Genomic DNA, 23,580 nt, shown 5'->3' with positions numbered 1-23,580 from the left:
GCACGTTCGCGCTTCTACTTCTCTACACGCCTGAAATTGAGAGATATTTCGGGGGTTTTTATCCTGATCCGCAAGACGCAGAGGCTTAAATTCCCCGATCCGTGCCATTCTAAAACAGGAAATTATTCCGCCGCCTCAAGCAATCTTTCTAAGGGCACCTGGATTTTCCGTTGAACGCCCAGCGGCCATCAACGACGCCTCATAAGCTCTCAAAACCGGGCGCGCAGCCTCAAGACCCCGCCCTGATGGCAAATCAAGTTCTGGAAACAACGTCTGGATTTCCGAAACATCCTCTTCATCCAGCGCGGCTGTCCCCGCTTTGCCAAGAAGAAGGCTTTCTGACGCGACGCCATTGGCCCAGACAATCTGGTGATCATCAAAAAGCAGATGGAAATATTCGACTTCGCCACCGATGCGCACAGATATTCCGTCACCGTCAACCAGATACTTTGCTGCTGCCAAAACCTCTGGGCTGGCAAACTGCAACTCGATATCGGCGCCTTGTAACAGAAGGCGATGTTGCGGGCTGACCTCGAATGTGTCCTCGGCGCCCAAAACACCCGCGCGGATTCGGATGGGTGCGAATTTTCCAATAGCCGCCATCGTACGTCGACCGATCCAACGAATTGGTTGTGCGCCGCTATCCATGGTCAGCACCTGATCTCCCGCTTTCAGGGACTCGATGGGCCTGGGTCCGTCCGGGCAGGCAATCAACGCCCCCCGCACAAAACACAACGGATCGGAGTCTGCCCTTTCCCCGAACAGCGAGTATCCGGTATTGAAGCCGTTCGCATAGATCGGCGAGACCAATTGAATCGACTCGATCGCGCTTGCGTCGATCGCGTCCTGATCCGCGTTATCCTGAAATTCCGGTGCCCAATAGGTGTTGCCGTTGGTATCTTGAAAAACAACAGCTGTAATACTTACGGTCGAGCCATCGGTATATGTAATGACAGCATCGAATTGCATTGCTGCATCAAACGACTGCGGCGACCCACCGTCGATGCTGAACTGATCGTTCGAGACGTTGTTGTCCAGATCATAGGCCGTAGAATCCCCGCCGCTGAAACCAGACCCTGCCTCGGCGAAAGTCTGTCTACTGTCAAACAGAGGATTTCCCGCAGACCCATAGGTGCCAAGGGACGAATTCACTGCGCCGGTTGAAAGGGTTTGGTTGCCTTCAGCCGTGTCCCAGATTTGCTGGTTGCCAAGGGAAAAGACGGTAAATGTTGTCGGCATGGAAAACTCGTAAAAAACAAAAAAACGAACGTACAGCAGTCAAATAACCTTCGACTTCTTAACAATTCAAGAATTTTTATTTGTGGATCGGGTTTGGTGGTCAAAACAAATACCGAAGCGTGTCTTATTGGTATCTGGGTCGGGCTGGTCAATCATCAGCAGAGTACAGATCTTTATCGTGTAGTGATGCGCAAAAGAACCGAACCCGTGTTGCGCATCAATTACTTACGGTGCAAATCCTTGATGGTCTGTTTTCTCATGTTAGGATCGCGTTCATGCTCAGCTTGGTGCAAGTGAAGATCGCATTCGAAAGAGCTAATAAAAACACTGTTGATAGAAAGCAGTCTGTTGGGCCAAATACCTGCAACTGTACTGTTTTTCGATACAGCAAACAAAAAAGGCCAAAATGGCCAGTCCACCAACGGAGGTCACACAATGACTATTTCAAACTCTCTGAAGCCTGCTTTGCTGGCTTCAGCCGCACTGCTGTTAAGCCAGGGCGCTGCTCTGGCCGATCCCATCAAGATTGCTGTCAACGAATGGACCGGTCAGCATATCTCGGCCCATTTTGCAGGGGCGCTGTTCGAACAGCTGGGCCACGAGGTCGAGTACGTGACCGCCGGTGCCGTGCCGCAGCTGGCCGCCATTGCCGAGGGCAGCCTGCATTATCAGCCGGAACTTTGGACCAACAATGTCGGCGACATCTACCCCAAGGCCGTTGAGGCCGGGGATATCATTGTTGTTGGCGGCCTGGGGCTTGAGCCGCAGGAAGGTTGGATTTATCCGCCATACATGGCCGAAAAATGCCCGGGTCTACCGGCCTATGAGGCGCTGTATGACTGCGCGCAGGCCTTTGCCGCCGCGGATACCTTCCCGGATGGTCGTCTGATCACCTACCCGGCAGACTGGGGCACTCGGTCAGCCGACTTGGTTGAGCTGATCGATCTGCCGTTCAAGCCGGTTCCGGGCGGCTCCGAAGGGGCGATGCTGGCCGAACTGAAAAGCGCCGTGGCCGCCGAGCAGCCGATCCTGATGATGATGTGGCAGCCGCACTGGGTCTTTGCCGAAACCGATGTGAACTGGGTCGAATGGGACACGCCGCATGGCACCTGCGACGAAGCCAGCCAGAAACGCGGCGAGGCGTGCGGCTTCCAGCAGGCGACTGTCGACAAGATCGTCTCGAAAGATTTCGCGGCGACCTATCCGGATGCGATGAAGATGGTTGAGCAGATGAACCTGACCAACGACGTACAGAACGTACTGATCCTGGAAGTGGATCAGAACGGGCGCGAAGTCAAAGAAGTCGTGGCCGAGTGGATGGGCGCAAACGAAGACGTGTGGCAGCCTTGGGTTGCAGCGGCAAAACAGTAACCCGTCTCTGACCATGGTGGAGCGCGACATATGCGCTCCACCCTTTGTAAGGCTGCTAAAATGACTGCATCTTCCCCACCCAGCACCCCGAAACTGTCCTGCAAACATGTTTGGAAACTTTACGGTAAAGGGGCGGATCAACATCTGCGCAACATCGGTGTGGCAGGTCAGGACTCAAGCGAGGCCAAGGCCCTGGCTCAACACATTCGCGATGACGGCGGCATTGTCGCCTCGACCGATGTCAGCTTTGATGTCATGCCGGGCGAGATTTTTGTGATCATGGGGCTTTCAGGTTCGGGTAAGTCCACCATCGTGCGCTGCCTGTCCCGTCTGGTCGAACCCACCGCCGGGGAAATATTGCTGGATGGTGAGGATCTGCTGAAGGTCTCGGCGAAGGAACTGATAGACATTCGCCGTCACAAGATGGGGATGGTGTTCCAAAGCTTTGGCCTGATGCCGCACCTGAACGTTCTGGAAAACGTGGCCTTTCCGCTGAAGTTGCAAGGGTTGGACGACAAAGAGCGTCTGGAGCGCGCCGAGCGCGTGATCTCATTGGTCGGCCTAGAAGGGCGCGAAAGCAGCTTTCCCAGCCAATTGTCTGGCGGGCAGCAACAGCGTGTCGGCATTGCACGGTCGCTGGCTGTAGAACCAGAGGTATGGTTTCTGGACGAACCCTTCAGCGCGCTGGACCCATTGATCCGACGCCAGATGCAGGACGAGTTTCTGCGGCTACAGCAAGAGCTGCACAAATCTATCGTCTTCATAACCCATGATTTTCTTGAAGCACTGCGCATTGCCGATCGAATGGCAATCATGAAGGATGGCGCAGTGGTTCAGATCGGGCGCCCAGTCGATCTGATCCTGAACCCCGTCGACGATTATGTGCGTGAATTCACCAATGACGTCCCGTGGGAGCTGATCCTGACGGCGGGCGATGTGGCTTCGGACAACGTCCCGCCGAGCGGGATCAAAGAGGTTCCGGCCTCAACCAATGTGGCCGATCTGCTGCCCTATCTGGCCTCTCACGACAACGGGGTGGCCGTGCGCAAGGACGACAATGCGCTGGTACACATGACCAGTCAGAACGTGATTGCCGCTTTGGCCAGCGGTGTATCAGACGCCTCAGCGGTCAAGGACTGACCTAATGGATGCAGTTTCGAATAGATCGCTGGTGGTCTGGCTTGCGGTCACGGTGCTTGTGGCCATTTGCGTCGTCTTTGCCAAAAGCCTTGGGCCACTGGTCACCTATCCTGATGCACTGGTTCTGCCGGTAACCGACCCGATGAATATCGCGATGCGGTGGTTTGTGGTGACCTTCGGCTGGTTTTTCAAAGCCATTTCTTGGCTTTTGGATTGGCCCATCCTTTTGGCCAAGACGGTTCTGCATGCGGTGCCATGGGTGGCGTGGTTTACGCTGTGGGTCTATCTGGCCCTTCGTGCAGGGGGTCGGGGGCTTGCGATCTTTACTGCCGTCAGCCTTCTATACATGGTCACGTTTGGGTTCTGGACACAGTCCATGAACTCTTTCGCGCTTGTGGTTGTTTCGATTCCAATGGCGGTGGCACTGGGCTTTGCGCTGGGAACCTGGGGGTTTCTGTCTGACCGAGCCTATCGGATCATCATGCCAGTCCTGGATCTGATGCAAACCGTTCCGGCCTTTGCCTATCTGCTGCCGATCCTGCTGTTGTTCGGATTTGGCACTACGGTCGGTTTGGTCGCTTCCATCCTGTTCGCCTTTCCTCCAATGGTGCGCAATACCATCGTTGGCCTGCGCGGTGTTCCGGACGAAGTGATCGAGTCCGGCCTGATGAGCGGTGCCACCCCTTCCCAGCTATTCTGGCGCGTGCGGGTTCCAACGGCGCAGCGGCAAGTCCTGCTGGGGGTGAACCAAACGACGATGGCATCATTGTCCATGGTGATCATTGCATCGATCATCGGCGGCACAAACGATATCGGCTGGGAGGTGCTATCGACCATGCGCAAAGCGCAGTTCGGTGAAAGCCTATTGGCAGGGATCGTGATCGCGTTGATGGCCATGGTGCTGGATCGGATCACCTGGGGGTTCGCGGTGCAGTCCAGTTCAGCTAAACGCGGGGCCAAGGGCTGGATCATCTGCGCTGCGCTGTTTGGCGTTGCTTGGGCGCTGGCCATGGTTTTCCCACCCCTCAAAGACTGGCCCGAAGCGTGGGTGCTGAACCCCGCCCCGGCTATGAACGCGGGGCTTGAGTGGATCTTTGTCGAATTCCGCACCACGCTTGAAGCAATCAAACGGGTCGCACTGTTCTACCTGATGCTGCCAATCAAGATCGGGCTGTCTCAGGCCGTCAGCCCGTTTACCTGGGGTTTTGCCATGACACCCGCCGTGACCACGGGGTATGCACTGATCGTCGCGGCAATAGCTGGGTATTTCGCGTTCAAAGGCAAGCAGTTGCAAGCTCTTTGGGTGATCCTATTCGGGCTGGTCCTGTATTCCGGCCTGACCGGGCTGGCCTGGATTGCGCTTTGCGCCGTGATCCTGGCCCTGGCCTGGCAGGCCGGAGGAAAGAACCTTGCACTCTGGGCGCTGGCCGGGGTCGCTTTTTTGCTTCTGACCGGAATTTGGGAACCGTCAGTCATTTCCTTGTACCTCTGCGGCGTAGGCGTTCTGCTGTCATTTCTGTTCGGCAGCGCCATCGGCATCTGGGCGTCCGAGAATGACACTGTTTCCCGCATAGTAAGGCCCGTTATCGACACGTTGCAGACCATGCCGCTATTCGTGATCCTCATTCCCTTTGTGATGGTGTTCAAAATTGGTGAATTCACGGCTCTTCTGGCCATTATCGTCTATGCGATTGTTCCGGCGATCCGATACACCGAACATGGGCTACGTAACCTGCCGCATGACGTGATCGAGGCGGCAACAGCCATCGGAACGACGCCCCGGCAGTTGCTGTGGCAGGTGAAATTGCCACTTGCGGTGCCATCAATCATGCTGGGCCTAAACCAGACAATCATGTTCGGGATTTCAATGTTGGTGATTACCGCCCTAGTGGGCACTGACGATCTGGGCCAGCAGATTTATATCGGCCTCGGAGATGGCGATTTCGGGGTCGGGATGACTGCCGGTATCGGCATGGCCATCATCGCAATGATCGCCGACCGCATCACGCAGGGGTTCAGCCAACAGATTCAAGCACGTCTGGGCGTGAAACTGAACAACGCACTTTAATCTCCAGCGGTACGATATACTGGACACACGGCCTGACAATGTTACGCGGCAGCTCCCGAAAGGTCCAAAGGCCGCAACGGTTGACCGACAGGGTATGATCTATCATCCTGCCCCGTAACGGACTGGCCCGGCGCAATTATTTTACGTTGAGCGAAATTTTCAAATAAGGCTCTCAACATGCCCGATGGATCGCAGAAGCAATATGTGCTGGACACGCATCGGCTGCGCGACCCCGAGCACACCTTGCAAATCGTCAAACCATTTCTAAAAGGCATGGGCATCACCCGGATCGCAAACCTGACCGGTCTGGACAGGATCGGATTGCCCACTGTGATGGTCGCCCGACCCAATTCCCGGTCGGTTGCTGTGTCACTGGGCAAAGGGTTGTCACTGCGCGCAGCCGAAGCATCAGGCGTCATGGAGGCGATTGAATCCTGGCATGCTGAACGGGTGCATTTGCCTCAGCGTCTGGCCAGATATGCCGAATTGGTCCAGAACGCGACCGTTGTTGAAGTGGCGGAACTGCCGCGCGTGACCGGCGGGCATTTCGACCCGCATGCCAACATGCTGTGGGTTTTGGGTCGTGATCTGGGCACGGACAACGCATGCTGGGTCCCACTTGAGATGGTCGATACCGACTATACCACCGCGCCGGTTGGCGGTCAGGCTGCCTTTCCTCGCACGACCAACGGTCTGGCGTCGGGAAACAATGTGGCCGAGGCCAGCTGTCACGCCATCTGCGAGTTGATCGAACGGGACGCCACAACATTGTGGCATCACCGTGCGAGCGCTCCCCGCCTTGATCCAGACACTGTGGATGATCCGCGCTGTCGTCAGGCCATCGAAATGATAGCCACAGCCGGGCTTGAGATAGGGTTGTGGAACACGACTTCAGATATAGGTATTGCCAGTTTCCGCTGTGTGATTTGCGAAGGCGGCGGACAGCCCGGCCATATCGGTATTGGTGATGGTTGCCACCCAGACCGTGCGATCGCCTTGCTGCGGGCCCTGACCGAGGCGGCACAGACGCGACTTACCTATATCTCTGGCGCACGGGATGATCTGGATCCAGAGGAATTCACCGATCAGGCCAAGATGGATCGGGGGCGCTATGTGCATGACCTAATTGATAGTGTCGCAGCGGATCAAAGATTTGACGATTGTCCGTCTCATGTGACCGGGTCCTTTGACGAAGACCTGGAATTGCTGCTGCAACGGCTTGCCGCCGTGGGCATTTCACAGGTGGTGACGGTTGATCTGTCGCGGCCTGAAATTGATATCGCCGTGATCCGGGCTGTGATCCCCGGGCTGGAGGCTCCGCATGACGATCCAGATTATGTGCCCGGCCTCCGGGCACAGCGCATAGTGGATGGTTTGGCATGACGGCAGTTGTTTTTGTGGGACCTACCCTGACGTCTGACGCAGTGGCCGAACATCTGGATGCGACCATTCTGCCACCCGTTCGACAAGGCGACGTCTATCGTGTCGCGCGCGAAAAACCGACCGCAATCGGGATCATAGACGGATTTTTCGAAGGGGTTCCATCGGTATGGCACAAGGAAATCCTATGGGCGATCGAACTGGGTATTCCGGTCTTTGGCAGCGCCAGCATGGGCGCGTTGCGCGCGGCCGAGCTGGCTGATTTCGGAATGATCGGGGTTGGTCAGATCTTTCAGGACTATTACACCGATGTCCTGCAGGATGACGATGAGGTTGCCGTGCTACACAGCCCGGCCGAACTGGGGTTCCAACCTCTCAGCGAGCCGATGGTGTCGATCCGCGCAACTGTGGAGCAAGCGCAGGCTGCGGGTGTCCTGCCTACGGACACGGCGTCTGAGATGCTACATCTCGCCAAGGTCATGCACTATCGCCAGCGAATTTGGGCGGATATTATCTCTGCCGTGCAGGACTTGCCAGGAGTGGACGGTTTCGCGGATTGGCTGCCGACGGGTCGGGTCGACGCCAAGGCGGTTGACGCATGCGCCATGCTGACCCGCATGTCGGATCACTTGAATGGTACACCTTTGCCCGCGACCGAGGTGACGCGTACCGAACCAACCCTGATGTGGAAAGCCTTATGCGCAAGGGTGGATGGCGGTGAGCCGAAAGCTGATCGCGCCATTGTCGACGAATTGCGTCTGAACCCTGACTTATACGCGCAATTGAAAGATCGCGCCGCGTTGGCGCTGCTGTCGCGCGAAGATGCCTCTAGACGGGATCGTACCCCTACACGCGCTGATCTGGTCCGGAAGATGGACGATCATAGGGCGGCAACAGGCTTGTCACGGCGGTCTGACCTGATGGCGTGGATTGAGGCGAACGATCTGAACCCCGAAAGCTATGAGGCTATGCTGGCAGACGCTGCGCGGATCGACGCCACCGTTGCATCCCGCGCGAGCTATTTGGACACACAACTGCTGTCAGAATTGCGTCGCACGGGTCAATACACCCTGTTGCGGGATCGGGCCGCCAGCAAGGGACAGAACGCCATTCCGGCGGGCTCATCCGGAGTGGATCGTTTGCGGGTGCTAATGTGGTATTTTGAATCTCGTCTTGACCAACAGGTGCCTGATGATCTTGACTCCTACGCAGTGGCGCTTGGTCTGACCGGGCGCGATGCGTTTTATGACCTGATAGAAGCCGAGTTTTTATATTGCCATAAAAGTGCCGACGCCGGAGCCGCCGATTAAAGGCCGCCGGAATTGACCGGGCACGATACCGGAGGGCGTTTTGTGAACTACCCCGAACAGATCGAAGACGAAGAACCCGGCACTCGATTCCTGCTGTATCCGCAGTCGCCTTTTCTGGAACCTGATGCCCCATTGGAACTGGTCGAAATCTCTGCCCCTCAGGGCAGTATCGGCCCGGGGCCGTCCGGGCCGCGCATGTATACGGTGAACCCGGTGGGAAAAACCACGCCTTACGGTGCCATTATACCGGGGCCGAACGGTCCGGGCATGTACCTGCCACCATGGGACGGATATATCCATCCGCCGGCAATGCCGGATGAGTTCGGAAATTTCATCCATATCGACCCAACCGACCCGGCCTTTGAGGCTGCGCATCTGTATGGTTCAGCCCATTTCACAATGGATGTCTGGCAGGGGTATTTCGACCGTCAGATCCCTTGGCACTTTGCCCGGGACTTCGACCGTCTGGAACTGTCACTTCTGCCCAGCCTCGACAACGCGCATATCGGTTGGGGTTTTCTGGAAACCGGTGGCACCCATGAACACGGGAATGAATACCGCCCTTACAGCCTGAATTTCGACGTGGTCGCGCATGAAGTCGGCCATGCGATTATTTACAGTGTGATCGGAATGCCAACAGACGGAGATGCCTCGGGCGAGTATTACGGGTTTCACGAATCCGCTGCCGATCTGGTGGCTCTGCTGGCGTCATTGCACTTCGGTTCGGTGGTGGACGCGTTGCTCGAAAACACGCGGGGGAACCTCTATACTTTCAACCGCCTCAGCCGTTTTGCCGAACTGTCGGACAACGCGCAGATCCGGATTGCCGCCAATGATCGGACTATGTCGGAATTCGCCGCCGGATGGTCCAGCGAGCACGCGTTGTCCGAACCCCTGACCGGTGCGATGTTCGATGTGTTCGTCGACATCTACCACGAACGATTGCTGGTGCATGGCCTGATCTCGGCGGAAGAAGAGGACCTGTCGGACCAACTGGAAGGCACGCCAGAATACAGCCAAGTGATGCAGGGTATTTTTGACAAGCGATACGCCGAAAACCCCGAAGGGTTCCGCATCGCCCTTATTGAGGCGCGCGATTATCTGGGCACCTATCTGGCCGACGCGTGGGAGCGACTGGACGCGGATATGCTAAGCTATTTCGGTGTCGAAAAGGCTTTGCTGGCCGTGGATCAAGAGATTTCCGGCGGCGCATTTCGTCGCATCATCGAAGGCAATTTCCGCATGCGCGATATCGGCCTGACAACGGCCGGTCCTCGCGTGCCGGACCCCGATGAAGACAGTCATTCCGATTCAGTTCGCACGCAGGTGCCGGGTTAGCGCCTAAAATCCTTTATTTTTAAACGGTTTTATGGCATGCAATCTTGGGGTGATTATTGGAATGTATTTGCTCGAATTATTTGTTCGAGTCTAATTTAAAGGGGGGAGATGAGGGTTCAAACTCCGTCGATCCCATAGTTGGGAGAAAATGAGATGTCCGAATCTTTGCTCAGTTTTTCAGAAGTGTTGTTGTTTGGCCGTTTGTTGAATGATCTGAAGGTCGCAGCTTCGAAGAATGTGACGCCGGCTAAAACCGTAAAGCTTGTTGCGAAGAAAAAGGTCAAAGTGAACAAGACTTTGTCCGTCGCGGATGACACTATCGACGGTGAAGAAGTTGCGAACGACGAAAAGGTTCTGATTACCGGAAATCGTCCGAAAAAGAATGGTATCTATACTGTAAAAGTAACGAACTCCAACTATACACTAGAGGATCAGACACGGGTGAAAGAGGGCGCTCTTGTTAAGGTCGCCGATGGGGACAAATACGCAGACAGCTATTGGGAACAGACTTTGCCCACGCCGACTGGCTTCAATAAGCAAGAGTTTGTATTCCGCAAGGAACTTTCAGAAAAACTTGGAGCCAATCAGCAGCTCAAAGATCAATATGGCGATGACGCCAGATTGGCGCGTATCTATGGGTTCTCTTACGAGGGCACCTATTATGAGTTGCCGGAGCCCACTATTTTCCTGGTTCACGGAAAGGGTGAAAGCCCAACTGAAGGTAACAAACCCGGTAACCTTGCGTCCAGAGCCCCGAGTGACCCAACCCTCTCTGGCGTTGCTTCAGCTGATTATCAGATCGCCAACGACATCAAGGTGTGGGACTATGACAAGGCCGATTACACCGTCCGGATGGATGTAATGACTGGTCAGTTTGAACAGGTTCTGCTGGATATCTTTTTCGGCTTTGACAGCCCGGCCGTTGGCGGAGCCCGCGTGAGTGGCGCGCGTGTCAGCGGAGCTCGTGTCAGTGGGGCGCGCGTCAGCGGTGCCCGTGTGAGCGGAGCCAGGGTCAGCGGTGCGCGCGCACGAGGCTCAGAAGACTGACGCAGTTTTACAGTATCGGGAAAGAACACGGCAGGCCCTTGCAAAACAGGGCCTGTCTTTATTTAGAAACCTGCCTTTTTCAGGCCCCCAACAAAATGTTGCGTGTCTTCTTCTAACTTGTCCGGCTGCACTGTTTCCCAACGTGCCAGTGAAAAATTAGGATGCGCGACACGGTGCTTATCCGCGATCTGACGCGCAATGTCGGTTTCACCAAGTTGTGCATAGCTTGCTGCCAGCAAACGTTGCCCTTCTGTAGGGTTGTTCATCTTGTTTACGGCGTCGATGGCGTCTTGATACTGCCTGAGATTGAAATATGCCCCACCCAGATGCCATAAGTATTGGTCCGGGAAGTATGGATTCAACCGCATCGCCTGCTGCAGATGAGTGATTGCCGTTTCGTTGTCACCGTAGTGAGCCAGCGCGTCGGCATAATCTGAATGCATATCGGCGTCGTTGGGATTCAATGCCAACGCCCGCCTATACGACTGTAGGGCCGCGTCATGTTCCTTGCGGTATAGGTGGACATACCCCAATTCACCAAAACCGCGCGCGTCCGTGGGATCCAGTTCAATCGCCCGCTGTGCGAAAGTCAGCGCCTGATCCAGGGCTTGCGTAGGATCTTCGGACCAGGAATAGCGCCAGTCGATATTCAGCGTTCGTGACAGGGCAGCCGCAGCGCGTGCATAACCCCCATCCCGGTCAAGCGCACTCTGATAGAAGTTTTGCGCCTTCCGGTTGTCATTCCTGGTGTATTTGAAGATGTGATACTGGCCCTGCAAAACAGAGCCATAAGCCTCGAGGTCGGATGGGACCGACTGGATCATCCGCTGCTTTTCATGCGACTCGATCATCACCGCGGTTGCGGCCACGATGCACTCGGTCACCTCATCCAGAATATCGAAAATATCGTCGATATTACGATCAAACCGCTCACCCCAGATGGTGCGTTCGGTTGAGGCATCGATCAGTTCCGCCGTGATCCGAATGCGGCTGGCCGAGCGACGCACGCTGCCCCGCGCGATATACCGCACGTTGAGCTTTTGCGCGGCCTCTTTCGGTGGCATCCCCTGCGTCTTGAAGAAAAAGGACGAGTTCCGCGCGATTACGAACAGATTGCGGAACTTGGACAGGTTCATGATGATGTCGTCGGTCAGCCCTTCGGCAATCCAGCTGTCGGATTCGTCTCCGCCATTACTGCTGAAGGGCAGAACCGCCACCGAGGGTGTATCGGGACGTTCCAGAATATTTCCTGGCATATCCGGCCGCATCGTTCCAGCCATCGTGGCGCCAGCGACTTCGCTGCGGACACAATAGGTCGAGACAGGCGCAAGGATGTTCTTCAGGTGTTGCGGACCGAGAAATTCATAACCATAGCGCAGCCGGTTACAGACCTGATCATAAACGGCGGAACTGACGTAAACCCTTTCTGGCTCAGCAATTTCCTGAAGACGCGCCGCGATATTCACATTGTCGCCATGAATGCCGCGATCGTCGATCAGGATTTCGCCCAGATGGACGCCCGCGCGAAAGTTGATTCGTTGTTTTTCGGCGCGATCCTGATTGTGCTGGCTGGCAATGCGGTGCAGTTCGACGCCGAACTCCACGGCACTGGTGGCAGTTTCGAACAAAGCCAGAATACCATCGCCGCGCACCTCGACCACCCGGCCCTGAAAACGCGCGCAGGTCTCTTCAAGATGAGAAATCAACGATTTCAATGCGTTATAGGTGTCCAGCTCGTTCTCACTCATCAGGCGGGAATACCCGACGACATCGGCAAACAAGACTGCACCCAGCTTCTGCGTTATGGAAGAGTTTGGACTCGTGGTGTTCACATTCATAACTCGTATTAGGGGCTGCGTTCGAACCCTATGGTCACCTTATAGCAAAATGTGCCTCTGCGCTTGCAGAGCAATTGCACACCCCGTTAGTCACACTTATCAACCTGTGGTGGCCAAGACCAGCTTGGGCACCCGTTCTCTCCGAAAGTCACAACTGTTTCTGAGCTAATGCTTTTTGCCAGGGTCGGACGAGTATTCATCCAATCCTGACGGAGAAGTCCAACAACAATCATGTCATGAAACGTTCCGTCTGCATACCAGGCTTGCCGCATGGTACCTTCGACCTGACATCCCAGTCTTTCCACAAGGTCGCGGCTGATATGATTATCCTGCCTGTAATATGAGGTCAGCCTGTTCAAACCCAGTTGACGGAATGCAAAATCCGCCACCAGTGCCGTCGCTCTGATGGCAAGGCCCAAACGCCGAACCGATTTTTCGACAAACATGGCGATGACCGCGTCCCGGTTTACCGGGGAAATCGCCTCGAGCCCAACAATCCCCACCACTTGTCCGCTATTGGAGACGACAACGAACCAGCACTTTCCGCTGCCGCCTGACGCGCTAAATGCATCGCGCCAGACGTCTTCGGTTTGCGCAAGGTTGAACGGAATCCGCGATGTACGATCAAATCGGCCGAGGTCCTCGATATCCTGAAACCAGGGTGTGATTACCTCCAGATCTGCTTTTTCAAGTGGGCGCAGTTTGAATACGCTGTCGGACTTGTCTGACAATGGACCAACTACCTTTAACTAATATCAGAAAATATACACCCCAGAGCCTAACATACATAGGCAGCAAATACGAAATGAGAAAACAGCGGCCCGGCGATTATATACCTATGGTTGCGAAGATCAGACCCCGACGTGCCGAAGATCAACATGCCCTTGGTCGCACGATCCTGAAGTATGCCCCGCACCGGTTTGTCTATTGCACGCCCAAGGCGGCGGTGATTTGGTCACATCGAACAGCCTATTGCCGTCGTCGGCGGCTGGACCAACTGAGTTGAAAGGGAACAGGATATGAAGCTGTTACGCTATGGGCCGGTTGGCGCGGAAAAGCCCGGTATTTTGGATGAGGCCGGTAAAATCCGCGATCTGTCGGGGATTGTTGACGATGTAACTGGCGCGATGCTTGGCGATGAAAGCATGGCGCGGCTGCGTGGGCTCGACCTTGGAACATTGCCTGTCGTCGACGGTGATCCGCGGATTGGGGCATGTGTCGGGAATGTTGGTAAATTCGCCTGCATCGGCCTGAACTATGCCGATCACGCAGCCGAAAGCGGTCTGGACCTGCCCGACGAGCCGGTGGTTTTCTTCAAGGCGACCTCTGCCATCGTAGGTCCGAATGACACTGTCGAAATCCCGCGCGGTTCGGTTAAGACCGATTGGGAGGTTGAACTGGGCGTCGTCATCGGTAAGCACACCAAATATATTTCCGAAGCCGAGGCGCTTGACCACGTAGCCGGATATTGTGTGATCAACGATCTGTCCGAGCGGGATTTTCAACTCCACCGCTCGGGCCAGTGGGTCAAAGGTAAATCGGCCGACACGTTCGGCCCGATCGGACCCTGGCTGGTCACCCGGGACGAGATCGCCGATCCACAGAACCTGCAGATGTATCTTGAGGTGAACGGGCATCGCTATCAGGATGGTTCCACCAATACGATGCATTTCAGTGTGGCCACAGTCATTTCGCATCTGTCGCAGTTCATGTCACTGCAGCCGGGGGATGTGATTTCAACCGGAACACCACCGGGTGTGGGTATGGGACGGACCCCTCAGATCTATCTGAAACCCGGTGACAAGATGGAATTGGGCATCCAAGGGCTGGGCGTGCAGCGACAGGACGTAGTGCAGGGCTGAACACCCTTACTCTGGCCAGGGCAAGGAATAGGTCTTGACGTTGGTGAAGAATTTCATCGCCTCGATGACCCCTTCTTTGACCCCGTTGCCGCTGTCCTTGATGCCCCCAAAAGGCGACATTTCGATCCGGTACCCGGGCTGTTCCCAGATATTGCAGGTTCCGACATGCAGACCATTGATATAGGCAATCGCGCGGTTCAGATCGTTGGTGCAGACGCCCGAGGACAGGCCAAACGCAGTTCCGTTTGAGATTTCCATGACCTTGGTGTCATCATCCGGCACGCGGACGATGGGTATGATGGGACCGAAGGTTTCCTCCATCACCAGCTCGCTGGTGTGGGGAACCTTGTCGACGACAATCGGCGGCAAAAGCGCGCCCTGACGACCGGGATGGTAGAGAATCAACGCGCCCTCGCCTTCAGCCATGTAAACCCGTTTTTCGAACAGTTCCGCAGCCTCGGAATGGATCACGCAGCCCAGTTGCGTTTCAGGGTCCTGCGGATCGCCAAAGCGAATGGCCTTGGCTTTTTCCAGAACCAACGGCACAAATCTATCCGCCACGCTGTCCTGTACGAGAATACGTTTAATCGCCGTGCAACGCTGCCCGGAATTGCCAGTGGCCCCGGCCACGGCGATGGCTGCGGCCCGGTCCAGATCGGCCTCGCTCAGATCGTTCAAGACGATCAGGGGATCGTTGCCGCCCAACTCTAGCGCTTGCCGTTTAAACCCCGCTTTTTCAGCAATCATTTTGCCCACCGGCACCCCACCCGTGAAGGTGATGATGTCGATGTTTTCATTGGTGACCATTTCATCACCAATGTCCTGTGGCCAGCCAGTGACCACCTGGAACATTTCGGGCGGCAACCCTGCCTCGTACAGGATGTCAGCCAGTGTCAGTGCTGTCAGCGGGGTCAATTCGGTCGGTTTGCAGACCATGCAATTGTTGGTGGCAATCGACGGGGCAACCTTGTGGCTGACCATGTTCAGGGGGTGGTTGAAGGGCGTGATCGCGCTGATGGCTTTGACCGGTTCGCGTTTAGTGAAAATCTTCCGCTGCTTGCCATTATGGGTCAGATCGCACGAGAACACCTCACCATCATCCTTCAGCGCTTCGGCTGCGGCGAACTGAAATACATCCTGCGCCCGCTTGGTTTCGTAAATCGCATGCTGGTGGCAAATGCCAAGTTCCAGCGTCAGCCACTTCGCCAGATCGTCGCGTTTTTCACCGATCAATTCACCTGCGCGCTGCAGAATCTGGCTGCGTTCGTACCGGGTAAGCTTGGGGGTATAACTTGCAGCGACCTCAAAAGCCTTGCGTGCGTGTTCGGCGGTGCCTGCTGGCACCGTGCCAATAACCTCGTTGGTATAAGGGTAGTGAACGGGAACCGTAGCCTCGGTAAAAACGATCTGCCCCCCGATGCGCATGCCTTCGTTGCGAATGTCGGATGTATTCATGATCCCGTCCATTTTTCTTAAGCGCCGCTGTTGTTTCATAGATAAATACGTCAATTATCCTGTATATCGTTTCGTACCCTCAGAACGCCATTTTCGTACCAAAGAAATCCCTGCTCATGGTCCGTCAGAATCTTTGCGACAGCTAATTGTTATCCTTATTGCAAAAGGCTTGGAAATTGTTCAGGCATTTTGTATTTTGGATACAAGTTTCCAGTACCCGAGACGAAGTGAATGCCCAGAACGCGTGCGATCCCCCGACAAAGCCTGCCCGACGTCATCACCAACGATCTGCGCGAGCGGATTCTGAGCGGTGAAATCGCCGAAGGTGAAACCATTCGTCAAGAGGCACTGGCTGAGGATTACGACGTCTCGCGCATGCCGATCCGCGAGGCGCTGAAACGGCTGGATGCCGAGGGCCTCGTGCAGCTAACCAACAACCGAGGTGCTGCGGTCACATCGCATTCCCTGTCCGAAATCGGAGAGATTTTCGACCTGCGGGTCTTGCTTGAGGTGGATCTTTTCAAACGCGCCATTCAGCAGATGACTGCCGCCGATTTCAACGAATGCGATCGGATTCTGGATGCGATGGAAAAGTCCTATGATGCATATGATGTGGGCCGCTGGGGCAGCTTGAACAATGAATATCACATGGCGCTTTACGCCGCTGCCGGTCGCGGGCTGAGCAACGAAATCCTTCAGCGGGTAAACGTGCAGTCCGACCGCTATGTTCGCATGCATCTAAGTGTCATGGAGCAACGCGAACCCGCCAAGAAAGACCACCGCGAGCTATTGTCGCTGGCCCGTGCGGGTCGGGTCGATGATGCCTGTGACCTGCTGACCCGGCATATCCAGCGCACCAAGGAACAATTGCTAGCCATGATTACGGCGACGCGTAAAACCGAATAAGTGGGTTTAGTCCAACGGATGCAGGCAAGCGACCTGATGCCTGTCTCCGCTCAGCTCGGGCGGCGCGGCGCGGCATTCTTCGGTGGCCAGCCAGCACCGCTGCGCAAAGGCACAGCCCTTGGGGATATTCATTGGGGACGGCAATTCACCTTCCAGCTTGATCCGCTCTTTCCGGGCCTCAGGGTCAGCGCGGGGTGTCGTAGACAACAGAGCCTTCGAATAGGGATGACGGGGCGCGGCGAATAGCAACTCTTTTGAGGCTTTTTCAACCGCGCGGCCCAAATACATGACGATCACATCATCTGCGAAGTGTTTTACCACCGACAGGTCGTGCGAGATGAACAGATAGGCAAGGTTCAAACGCTCCTGCAACTCGACCAGCAGGTTCAGAATCTGCGATTGGATCGACACGTCCAGCGCCGAGACCGGTTCGTCCAACACAAGTACTTTGGGGTTTAGCATCAGCGCGCGGGCAATGGCGATGCGCTGGCGCTGACCGCCTGAGAACATGTGCGGATAGCGGTCGTAGTGCTCGGGGCGCAGGCCGACAAGGTCAATCATCTCACGCGCTCGGGCCTCGCGGTCGGCGGCAGACATGTCGGGGCGGTTGATGATCAGCGGTTCCTGCAGGATCTGCCCGATCCGCTGACGCGGGTTGAGCGAACCATAGGGGTCTTGAAACACGATCTGCACCGTCTCGCGCATTTGCGCCCATTTCGACGGGGTAATGTCGACCCCATCAATGGTCAGGCTGCCCGAGGTCGGTTCTTCGATCATCGTTACCACGCGCGCCAGCGTGGATTTTCCGCAGCCGGATTCTCCGACAATCGCCAGTGTTTTGCCGGGTTGCAGGTCAAAATCCACACCTGACAGAGCCTTGACCGTTGCCGGTTTCGACAGCAATCCGCCTTTGACAGAATAGAATCTGGCCAATGCGCTGGCCTGAACGATGGGGGCGGTCATGCCAGTTCTCCGGCGGTTATCTTTTCAACATAATGGCAACGGGCCTTACCGAAATCCGCGCTGTGCGGGGTTGGCGGCAGAGATCGGCAGAGGTCGTCCGCATATTGGCATCTGGGGCTGAACAGGCAGCCTTTGGGCCGGTCGAACTGACCGGGCACGACACCAGGAATAGTCGGCAACAGTTTCGAGGTCGCCCGTTCTGGCAACGCGCTCAGCAAGGCAGCCGTATAGGGGTGGCGCGGGGTGCGGAACAAGTCCTTGACTGGCTGCTCCTCGACCTTTTGACCGGCATATTGCACCTGAACCCGTTCAGCGGTTTCAGCGACCACACCCATATCGTGCGTGATCAGTACCAGCCCCATCCCTTGTTCGTCCCGCAGCCGAACCAACAGGTCCAAAATTTGCGCCTGAATGGTCACGTCCAGCGCTGTTGTCGGCTCATCTGCGATCAGCAGCTTGGGATTGCAGGCAATGGCCATGGCAATCATGACGCGCTGGTTCATCCCGCCCGACATCTGGTGCGGAAAGGTGTTCAGGCGGCTTTCGGGGGCCGGGATACCGACCTGATCAAACAGCTCGATGGCGCGCTGGTGGCGATCCCTGCGATTCAGGCCGAGGTGAATCCGCAAGGCTTCCTTGATCTGGAAGCCGACTGTGAAACAGGGGTTCAGTGACGACATCGGCTCTTGAAAGATCATGGCGATGTCTTTGCCGATGATCTTACGGCGGTCACGAGCCGAAATTTTGGTGAGGTCGATGCCTTCAAAACTCAGTTGATCGGCGGTGATCGTAGCCGTCCATGGCAGCAGGCCCATCAACGCCAGCATCGACACGGATTTACCCGAGCCGCTTTCGCCGACGATGGCCATAAGCTCACCCTTGTCGACGGACAGATCGACGCCATCCACGGCGCGGAATTTCCCTGAAGCGGTGGCGAATTCGACGGTGAGGTTTCGGATGTCCAACAGGCTCATGTCGTCAGCTCCGCTTTAGTTTCGGGTCCAGCGCGTCGCGCAGACCGTCGCCCATCAGGTTGATGGCCAGCACGGTGACCAGGATGGCCAGGCCGGGGAATGTCACAACCCACCATGCACGAAGAATGAACTCTCGCGCTTCGGCTAGCATGGTGCCCCATTCCGGCGTGGGCGGCTGTGCGCCCATGCCCAGAAAGCCAAGGGCTGCGGCGTCCAGAATGGCGGTCGAGAAGGACAGCGCCGCTTGCACGATGATCGGGGCCAGGCAATTGGGCAGCACGGTCTTAAACATCAGCCGCGCTTTGCTGGCACCTGCCACGCGGGCCGAGGTGACATAATCCTTCTGCCGTTCAGACAAGACCGAGGCACGGGTCAGACGCACGTAGTGCGGCTGAAAAACGATGGCGATGGCGATCATGGCGTTGGTCAGCGAGGGCCCGAGTATGGCGACCAGAACCAATGCCAGCAGTAGCGACGGGAAGGACAGAATGATATCCATCACCCGCATGATCATCGTATCAACCCATTTGGGTGCAAAGCCGGACAACAGACCAATGATCACACCGCCTGTCACGGCCACACAGACCACAACGATGCCGACAAAGAAGGAATAGCGGGATCCCATGATCAGGCGCGACAGCATATCCCGGCCCAATGGGTCAGTGCCCAGCGGAAAGGCCCAGCTGCCACCCTCTTGCCACGCCGGGGGCTGCAGGATGTGATTGCGGAACTGTTCCGTCGGATCGTAAGGCGCCAGCAGCGGAGCGAATGCGGCGCACAAGACAAACGCGGCAAAAACCCAAAGCCCCATAACCGCGCCGCGGTTTTCGCTGAAGTAATACCAGAACTCGCGCAATGCGCTGGGGCGGTCTTCGGTTTTGGGTGGGGTTGCGGATAGTTCAGCCATCACCGCCTCCGGATTTTGGGGTTGATGATGCCGTAGAGGACATCGACCAGCAGGTTCACCAGCATGACAATCACCGCGATCATCAACAGGCCGCCCTGCACCACCGGATAGTCACGGCGAAAAATGCTGTCGACCATCCACTTGCCGATACCCGGCCAGCTAAAGATCGTCTCGGTCAGAATCGCCCCGGCAAGCAAGGTACCGACCGACAGGCCGATCACGGTAATCACCGGGATCAGCGCATTGCGCAGCGCATGCAGCCCGTTGATCCGTGTCGGCGCCAGACCCTTGGCGCGGGCGGTGCGGATGTAATCCTCGCCCAAAACCTCAAGCATGGCCGAGCGTGTCTGACGGGCAATGACTGCCAGCGGAATGGTGCCCAGTACGATCGTCGGCAGGATTAGGTGCCTCACGGCCGACCCAAACGCTCCCGGCTGCCCAGACAGCAGGCTGTCGATCAGCATGAAACCGGTGACACTGGGGAAATAATACAGCAGGTCAATCCGACCCGAGACTGGCGTCCAGCCCAGATTGCCCGAGAACACGATGATCAGCAGCAGCGCCCACCAGAAGATCGGCATCGAATACCCGACCAGGGCTGACGACATCAGCGCCCGATCGAAGAACTTGCCCCTGTTCACCGCCGCGATCACGCCAGCAGGCAATCCCAGTGCCACCGCAAAGATCATTGCACAAAGCGACAGCTCCAGCGTGGCAGGGAACAAGGCGAAGAACTCATCCCAGACCGGCTTTTTGGTGACAAAGCTCTCGCCCAGATCGCCATGCAGGACGCCGACAAGGTAATCCCAGTATTGTTGCAGGACCGGTTTGTCGAAGCCTAGCTTCTCGACCATCTCCTGATAGCGTTCCTCGGTCATGCCGCGTTCGCCAGCCATGACGATGATGGGATCACCGGGCAGAACCCGGATGAACATGAAGGAAATCAGCGTCACGCCCAGAAATGTCGGAACGAACATGCCAAGGCGTGTGAGTAAGTAGCCAAACATCAGCGACCTATGATTGTGAGATCTTTGGGAAAGCGGGTCAGCGACCGGCAGCCATCCCGTGTAACAAGCACGTCATCTTCTATGCGAACGCCGAAATTGTCCAGATCATAAAGGCCCGGTTCGTTGGTCCAAACCATTCCGGGCAAGATTTTCTGGTCATTCCCGCGCATGATATACGGCGCCTCGTGCACGTCCCGGCCCAGACCATGTCCGGTCTTGGTGCGGATGCGGTCGGCATAAGGCGAGGCCTCAAGCACACTAATCACCGCATCGTCGATTTCGTGCGCGGTCACGCCGGGGCGGCAGGCCTCGAAACCGGCGAGATTGGCGCGCAGGACTGTATCGTAAACCGCCCTGCCCTCGTCCGAGACCTCTTTGACGAAAAAGGTCCGGGTAATATCGGCGGCAAAGCCGTGTTTGCGGGCACCGAAATCAAACAGCAGCGCATCGCCAGGTTTGATCCTGTAATCTGCTCGCGCCTTACCATGCGGCTGCGCCGAGTTATCGCCCGCGGCCACAATCGGCGCAAAAGCCAGCGAGGCAGCACCTTCTGCAAACAACGCCTGGATCAGGGCCTGTTCGATCTGAACCTCGGTCTGGCCGACACGCACATCTTCGATGACCCGCTGCAACGCCCGTTCCGAGATATCAATTGCCGCCTGCAGCGCTGCGATGTCTTCATCGGTCTTGAAGATGCGCAAGCCGGAAATTTCACGCTCGCCATCCACAATGCGCAAGTTGGGCATCGCGCGGGTCAGCGCCTTTGATACGAAAACCCGCATCACCTGACCTTCGACCGCCAGTGACGACAGAGGCATATGCGCGGCCAGCGCCGCAAAGGCTTCGTCATAGCCTGCTTGATCGCGCCAATCAAAGACAGCGCCGTCAAACCCGACCAGCGCCCATGACCCCAGCTCAAGATTTGGCACAATCGCGGCCGGGGCACCTTCGGCTGGGATCACAACCACGAAAGGCCGTTCGTGGCTCATGAAGGGTTTTCCCAAAGCGCGGGTGAAATTCGGGCCAGGCACCAGCGCCACGGCGTCTACTGACATGTCCTTTGCCAGTTGACGGTACTCGGACAAATCCGGCATTCGCGCCGACCTCCAGAAATAGAAAACCGGAGCCGCCAATTTGGGCGGCTCCGGTCAGTGAGTGGTGATTTATTCGACGCTCACGCCATAGAAGATGTGGCCACCCAGCGGATGCACCTTGTAGCCCTGCACCTTATTGCTCATCGGCATGTAAACGACCGAGTGTGCGATGGTGGCCCATGGCGCCTGCTCTTTGAAGACGACCTGAGCATCCTCATACAGCTTGGTGCGTTCAGCCTGATCGGTGGTTTGCTTGGCTTTCAGGATCAGATCTTCGAACGGTTCGTGGCACCATTGTGCCCGGTTCGATGCTTCGCGACCGTCACAGCCCAGAAGCACGGCCAGGAAGTTGTCTGGATCACCGTTGTCACCGGTCCAGCCCAGCAGAACAGCGCCATCGCGGTTCAGTTCTTTCGAGCGCGACAGATACTCGCCCCATTCATAGGACACGATCTCAACATCCACACCGACCTTAGCAAAATCCGCCTGGATCAACTCCGCCATGCGGCGTGCGTTCGGGTTGTACGGACGCTGTACCGGCATCGCCCAGATCTTCATCGACAGATCGGAAACACCTTCGGCTTCCAGCATCGCCTTGGCCGCTTCGGGATCATAGGCATCATCGGTGATGGCGTCGTTATAACCCCACATGGTTGGCGGGATCGGGTTCTTGGCCACCTGGCCTGAGCCCTGGAACACCACATCGATGATGGCGTTTTTGTCGATCGCCATGTTCAACGCCTTGCGGACGTTCGGATTGTCGAACGGCTCCATAGTGGTGTTGTAGGCCAGATAACCGACGTTTAGGCCTTCCTGCTCCATCATGTTGATGTCGCCGTCATCCTTCATCGCCTGAATGTCAGCCGGGTTCGGATACGGCATGATGTGGCATTCGCCAGCCTTCAGCTTTTGGTACCGAACCGAAGCGTCTGGAGTGATCGCAAAGATCAGGTTTTCCACGTCCGCCGGGTCTTTCCAGTAGTCCGCATTCTGCGCATAGCGGATTACGGCGTCTTTCTGATAGGCCACGAACGAGAACGGACCAGTGCCGATGGGCGCAGTGTTCAGCTTTTCAGGTGTTCCTGCTGCCATCATCGCATCGGCATATTCGGCCGACAGAATCGAGGCGAAATCCATCGCCATGTTGGCCACAAACGGCGCCTCAGGCTTGGTCAGAGTGAACTTGACCGTATAGTCATCGACCTTTTCGATGGACTCGACCAGATCTGGCATGCCCATACCCTGGAAGTATTCCCAGGTGCCGCCGGACACCTGATTGAACGGGTGACCTTCGTCCTTCTGACGCATGAACGAGAAGATCACGTCATCGGCGTTAAAGTCACGGGTCGGGGTGAATTCGTCGTTGGAATGGAACTTGACGCCCTGACGCAGTTTGAACGTGTACTCCAGACCGTCATCGCTGGCTTCGACGCTTTCGGCCAGACCGGGAATGACGTTGGTCGTTCCGGTTTCGAATTCCAGCAGGCGGTTGTAGATCGGGTGCGAAGACGCATCAAAAGTCGTCCCGGCGGTGAACAGGGCCGGATCGAACCCTTCGGGCGATCCTTCAGAGCAATACACCAGAGTGTTTGCCTGTGCCGCGGCAGCCGACAAGGCGATCGCAGCAGTTGCGGCCATCAATTTCAGTTTCATGTGGGTCTCCCAGAAATGAATTTATTCA

19 protein-coding genes are annotated in these 23,580 nt (G+C 56.4%); 9 read left to right on the top strand and 10 right to left on the bottom strand.

The window, feature by feature from the left end; genetic code table 11:
- Positions 1 to 135: 135 nt before the first annotated feature.
- Positions 136 to 1,239 carry a Hint domain-containing protein gene (locus ACR0LY_RS09355; RefSeq protein ID WP_170350075.1) on the bottom strand — a complete coding sequence of 368 codons (1,104 nt, stop codon included), beginning with the start codon at positions 1,237 to 1,239 and terminating at the stop codon, positions 136 to 138.
- Positions 1,240 to 1,674: 435 nt separating this feature from the next.
- Between ACR0LY_RS09355 and ACR0LY_RS09350 the strand changes: the two genes are divergently transcribed.
- The 7 genes from ACR0LY_RS09350 to ACR0LY_RS09320 all read left to right on the top strand — a co-directional run bounded on the left by ACR0LY_RS09350 (position 1,675) and on the right by ACR0LY_RS09320 (position 10,893).
- Positions 1,675 to 2,610: an ABC transporter substrate-binding protein gene (locus tag ACR0LY_RS09350; protein ID WP_170350074.1), complete on the top strand. Its 936-nt coding sequence runs from the start codon at positions 1,675 to 1,677 to the stop codon at positions 2,608 to 2,610.
- Positions 2,611 to 2,670: 60 nt separating this feature from the next.
- On the top strand, positions 2,671 to 3,750 hold the full coding sequence (locus tag ACR0LY_RS09345) for a quaternary amine ABC transporter ATP-binding protein (RefSeq protein WP_170350073.1): 1,080 nt from the start codon (positions 2,671 to 2,673) through the stop codon (positions 3,748 to 3,750).
- A gap of 4 nt (positions 3,751 to 3,754) precedes the next feature.
- Positions 3,755 to 5,818 carry an ABC transporter permease gene (locus tag ACR0LY_RS09340; protein ID WP_170350072.1) on the top strand — a complete coding sequence of 688 codons (2,064 nt, stop codon included), beginning with the start codon at positions 3,755 to 3,757 and terminating at the stop codon, positions 5,816 to 5,818.
- A 177-nt stretch (positions 5,819 to 5,995) separates the two neighbouring features.
- Complete coding sequence (locus tag ACR0LY_RS09335) at positions 5,996 to 7,201, top strand: YcaO-like family protein (protein ID WP_170350071.1); 1,206 nt, start codon at positions 5,996 to 5,998, stop codon at positions 7,199 to 7,201.
- Positions 7,198 to 8,508 carry a TfuA-like protein gene (locus ACR0LY_RS09330; protein ID WP_170350070.1) on the top strand — a complete coding sequence of 437 codons (1,311 nt, stop codon included), beginning with the start codon at positions 7,198 to 7,200 and terminating at the stop codon, positions 8,506 to 8,508. Before ACR0LY_RS09335 ends, ACR0LY_RS09330 begins: the two co-directional genes overlap by 4 nt.
- A gap of 42 nt (positions 8,509 to 8,550) precedes the next feature.
- Positions 8,551 to 9,846, top strand: coding sequence for a gluzincin family metallopeptidase (locus tag ACR0LY_RS09325; RefSeq protein WP_170350139.1), 1,296 nt, complete (start codon positions 8,551 to 8,553; stop codon positions 9,844 to 9,846).
- A 153-nt stretch (positions 9,847 to 9,999) separates the two neighbouring features.
- The gene (locus ACR0LY_RS09320) at positions 10,000 to 10,893 is read left to right on the top strand and encodes a hypothetical protein (RefSeq protein ID WP_170350069.1); all 894 of its coding nucleotides are present in this window, start codon (positions 10,000 to 10,002) and stop codon (positions 10,891 to 10,893) included.
- A gap of 62 nt (positions 10,894 to 10,955) precedes the next feature.
- On the opposite strand, the gene ACR0LY_RS09315 is transcribed toward ACR0LY_RS09320, so the two are convergent.
- Positions 10,956 to 12,731: an adenylate/guanylate cyclase domain-containing protein gene (locus ACR0LY_RS09315; RefSeq protein WP_170350068.1), complete on the bottom strand. Its 1,776-nt coding sequence runs from the start codon at positions 12,729 to 12,731 to the stop codon at positions 10,956 to 10,958.
- A gap of 86 nt (positions 12,732 to 12,817) precedes the next feature.
- Complete coding sequence (locus ACR0LY_RS09310) at positions 12,818 to 13,462, bottom strand: GNAT family N-acetyltransferase (RefSeq protein WP_170350067.1); 645 nt, start codon at positions 13,460 to 13,462, stop codon at positions 12,818 to 12,820.
- Between the two features lie 288 nt (positions 13,463 to 13,750).
- Here ACR0LY_RS09310 and ACR0LY_RS09305 point away from each other — a divergent pair, with 288 nt between their 5' ends.
- Positions 13,751 to 14,593: a fumarylacetoacetate hydrolase family protein gene (locus ACR0LY_RS09305; RefSeq protein ID WP_170350066.1), complete on the top strand. Its 843-nt coding sequence runs from the start codon at positions 13,751 to 13,753 to the stop codon at positions 14,591 to 14,593.
- Positions 14,594 to 14,599: 6 nt separating this feature from the next.
- Here the strand turns inward: ACR0LY_RS09305 and phnY are convergent, their stop codons facing one another.
- Positions 14,600 to 16,048, bottom strand: a complete 1,449-nt coding sequence (gene phnY / locus ACR0LY_RS09300; protein WP_170350065.1) for a phosphonoacetaldehyde dehydrogenase — start codon at positions 16,046 to 16,048, stop codon at positions 14,600 to 14,602.
- 231 nt (positions 16,049 to 16,279) lie between these two features.
- Between phnY and ACR0LY_RS09295 the strand changes: the two genes are divergently transcribed.
- The gene (locus tag ACR0LY_RS09295) at positions 16,280 to 16,954 is read left to right on the top strand and encodes a GntR family transcriptional regulator (protein ID WP_170350064.1); all 675 of its coding nucleotides are present in this window, start codon (positions 16,280 to 16,282) and stop codon (positions 16,952 to 16,954) included.
- A gap of 6 nt (positions 16,955 to 16,960) precedes the next feature.
- Here the strand turns inward: ACR0LY_RS09295 and ACR0LY_RS09290 are convergent, their stop codons facing one another.
- The 6 genes from ACR0LY_RS09290 to ACR0LY_RS09265 all read right to left on the bottom strand — a co-directional run bounded on the left by ACR0LY_RS09290 (position 16,961) and on the right by ACR0LY_RS09265 (position 23,552).
- The gene (locus ACR0LY_RS09290; RefSeq protein ID WP_170350063.1) at positions 16,961 to 17,917 is read right to left on the bottom strand and encodes an ABC transporter ATP-binding protein; all 957 of its coding nucleotides are present in this window, start codon (positions 17,915 to 17,917) and stop codon (positions 16,961 to 16,963) included.
- Positions 17,914 to 18,891 carry an ABC transporter ATP-binding protein gene (locus ACR0LY_RS09285; protein WP_170350062.1) on the bottom strand — a complete coding sequence of 326 codons (978 nt, stop codon included), beginning with the start codon at positions 18,889 to 18,891 and terminating at the stop codon, positions 17,914 to 17,916. Before ACR0LY_RS09285 ends, ACR0LY_RS09290 begins: the two co-directional genes overlap by 4 nt.
- Positions 18,892 to 18,895: 4 nt before the next feature.
- On the bottom strand, positions 18,896 to 19,798 hold the full coding sequence (locus ACR0LY_RS09280) for an ABC transporter permease subunit (protein ID WP_170350061.1): 903 nt from the start codon (positions 19,796 to 19,798) through the stop codon (positions 18,896 to 18,898).
- Positions 19,798 to 20,805: an ABC transporter permease subunit gene (locus ACR0LY_RS09275; RefSeq protein ID WP_170350060.1), complete on the bottom strand. Its 1,008-nt coding sequence runs from the start codon at positions 20,803 to 20,805 to the stop codon at positions 19,798 to 19,800. The genes ACR0LY_RS09280 and ACR0LY_RS09275 overlap by 1 nt, the downstream gene beginning before the upstream one ends.
- Positions 20,805 to 21,899 carry a M24 family metallopeptidase gene (locus ACR0LY_RS09270; RefSeq protein ID WP_170350059.1) on the bottom strand — a complete coding sequence of 365 codons (1,095 nt, stop codon included), beginning with the start codon at positions 21,897 to 21,899 and terminating at the stop codon, positions 20,805 to 20,807. The genes ACR0LY_RS09275 and ACR0LY_RS09270 overlap by 1 nt, the downstream gene beginning before the upstream one ends.
- A gap of 69 nt (positions 21,900 to 21,968) precedes the next feature.
- Positions 21,969 to 23,552 carry an ABC transporter substrate-binding protein gene (locus ACR0LY_RS09265; RefSeq protein WP_170350058.1) on the bottom strand — a complete coding sequence of 528 codons (1,584 nt, stop codon included), beginning with the start codon at positions 23,550 to 23,552 and terminating at the stop codon, positions 21,969 to 21,971.
- Positions 23,553 to 23,580 lie beyond the last annotated feature (28 nt).

This window comes from Ruegeria sp. BC5, from assembly GCF_056539205.1.
This window is presented reverse-complemented; position numbering and strand designations above follow the sequence as displayed.

What these genes read in the sequence shown, in the direction of transcription:
- ACR0LY_RS09265 (WP_170350058.1), bottom strand. Translation starts at nt 23,552, where the DNA reads ATGAAACTGAAATTGATGGCCGCAACTGCTGCGATCGCCTTGTCGGCT.
- ACR0LY_RS09305 (WP_170350066.1), top strand. Translation starts at nt 13,751, where the DNA reads ATGAAGCTGTTACGCTATGGGCCGGTTGGCGCGGAAAAGCCCGGTATT.
- ACR0LY_RS09270 (WP_170350059.1), bottom strand. Translation starts at nt 21,899, where the DNA reads ATGCCGGATTTGTCCGAGTACCGTCAACTGGCAAAGGACATGTCAGTA.
- ACR0LY_RS09295 (WP_170350064.1), top strand. Translation starts at nt 16,280, where the DNA reads ATGCCCAGAACGCGTGCGATCCCCCGACAAAGCCTGCCCGACGTCATC.
- ACR0LY_RS09355 (WP_170350075.1), bottom strand. Translation starts at nt 1,239, where the DNA reads ATGCCGACAACATTTACCGTCTTTTCCCTTGGCAACCAGCAAATCTGG.
- ACR0LY_RS09285 (WP_170350062.1), bottom strand. Translation starts at nt 18,891, where the DNA reads ATGAGCCTGTTGGACATCCGAAACCTCACCGTCGAATTCGCCACCGCT.
- ACR0LY_RS09315 (WP_170350068.1), bottom strand. Translation starts at nt 12,731, where the DNA reads ATGAATGTGAACACCACGAGTCCAAACTCTTCCATAACGCAGAAGCTG.
- ACR0LY_RS09340 (WP_170350072.1), top strand. Translation starts at nt 3,755, where the DNA reads ATGGATGCAGTTTCGAATAGATCGCTGGTGGTCTGGCTTGCGGTCACG.
- ACR0LY_RS09345 (WP_170350073.1), top strand. Translation starts at nt 2,671, where the DNA reads ATGACTGCATCTTCCCCACCCAGCACCCCGAAACTGTCCTGCAAACAT.
- ACR0LY_RS09280 (WP_170350061.1), bottom strand. Translation starts at nt 19,798, where the DNA reads ATGGCTGAACTATCCGCAACCCCACCCAAAACCGAAGACCGCCCCAGC.
- ACR0LY_RS09290 (WP_170350063.1), bottom strand. Translation starts at nt 17,917, where the DNA reads ATGACCGCCCCCATCGTTCAGGCCAGCGCATTGGCCAGATTCTATTCT.
- ACR0LY_RS09320 (WP_170350069.1), top strand. Translation starts at nt 10,000, where the DNA reads ATGTCCGAATCTTTGCTCAGTTTTTCAGAAGTGTTGTTGTTTGGCCGT.
- phnY (WP_170350065.1), bottom strand. Translation starts at nt 16,048, where the DNA reads ATGAATACATCCGACATTCGCAACGAAGGCATGCGCATCGGGGGGCAG.
- ACR0LY_RS09350 (WP_170350074.1), top strand. Translation starts at nt 1,675, where the DNA reads ATGACTATTTCAAACTCTCTGAAGCCTGCTTTGCTGGCTTCAGCCGCA.
- ACR0LY_RS09335 (WP_170350071.1), top strand. Translation starts at nt 5,996, where the DNA reads ATGCCCGATGGATCGCAGAAGCAATATGTGCTGGACACGCATCGGCTG.
- ACR0LY_RS09330 (WP_170350070.1), top strand. Translation starts at nt 7,198, where the DNA reads ATGACGGCAGTTGTTTTTGTGGGACCTACCCTGACGTCTGACGCAGTG.
- ACR0LY_RS09275 (WP_170350060.1), bottom strand. Translation starts at nt 20,805, where the DNA reads ATGTTTGGCTACTTACTCACACGCCTTGGCATGTTCGTTCCGACATTT.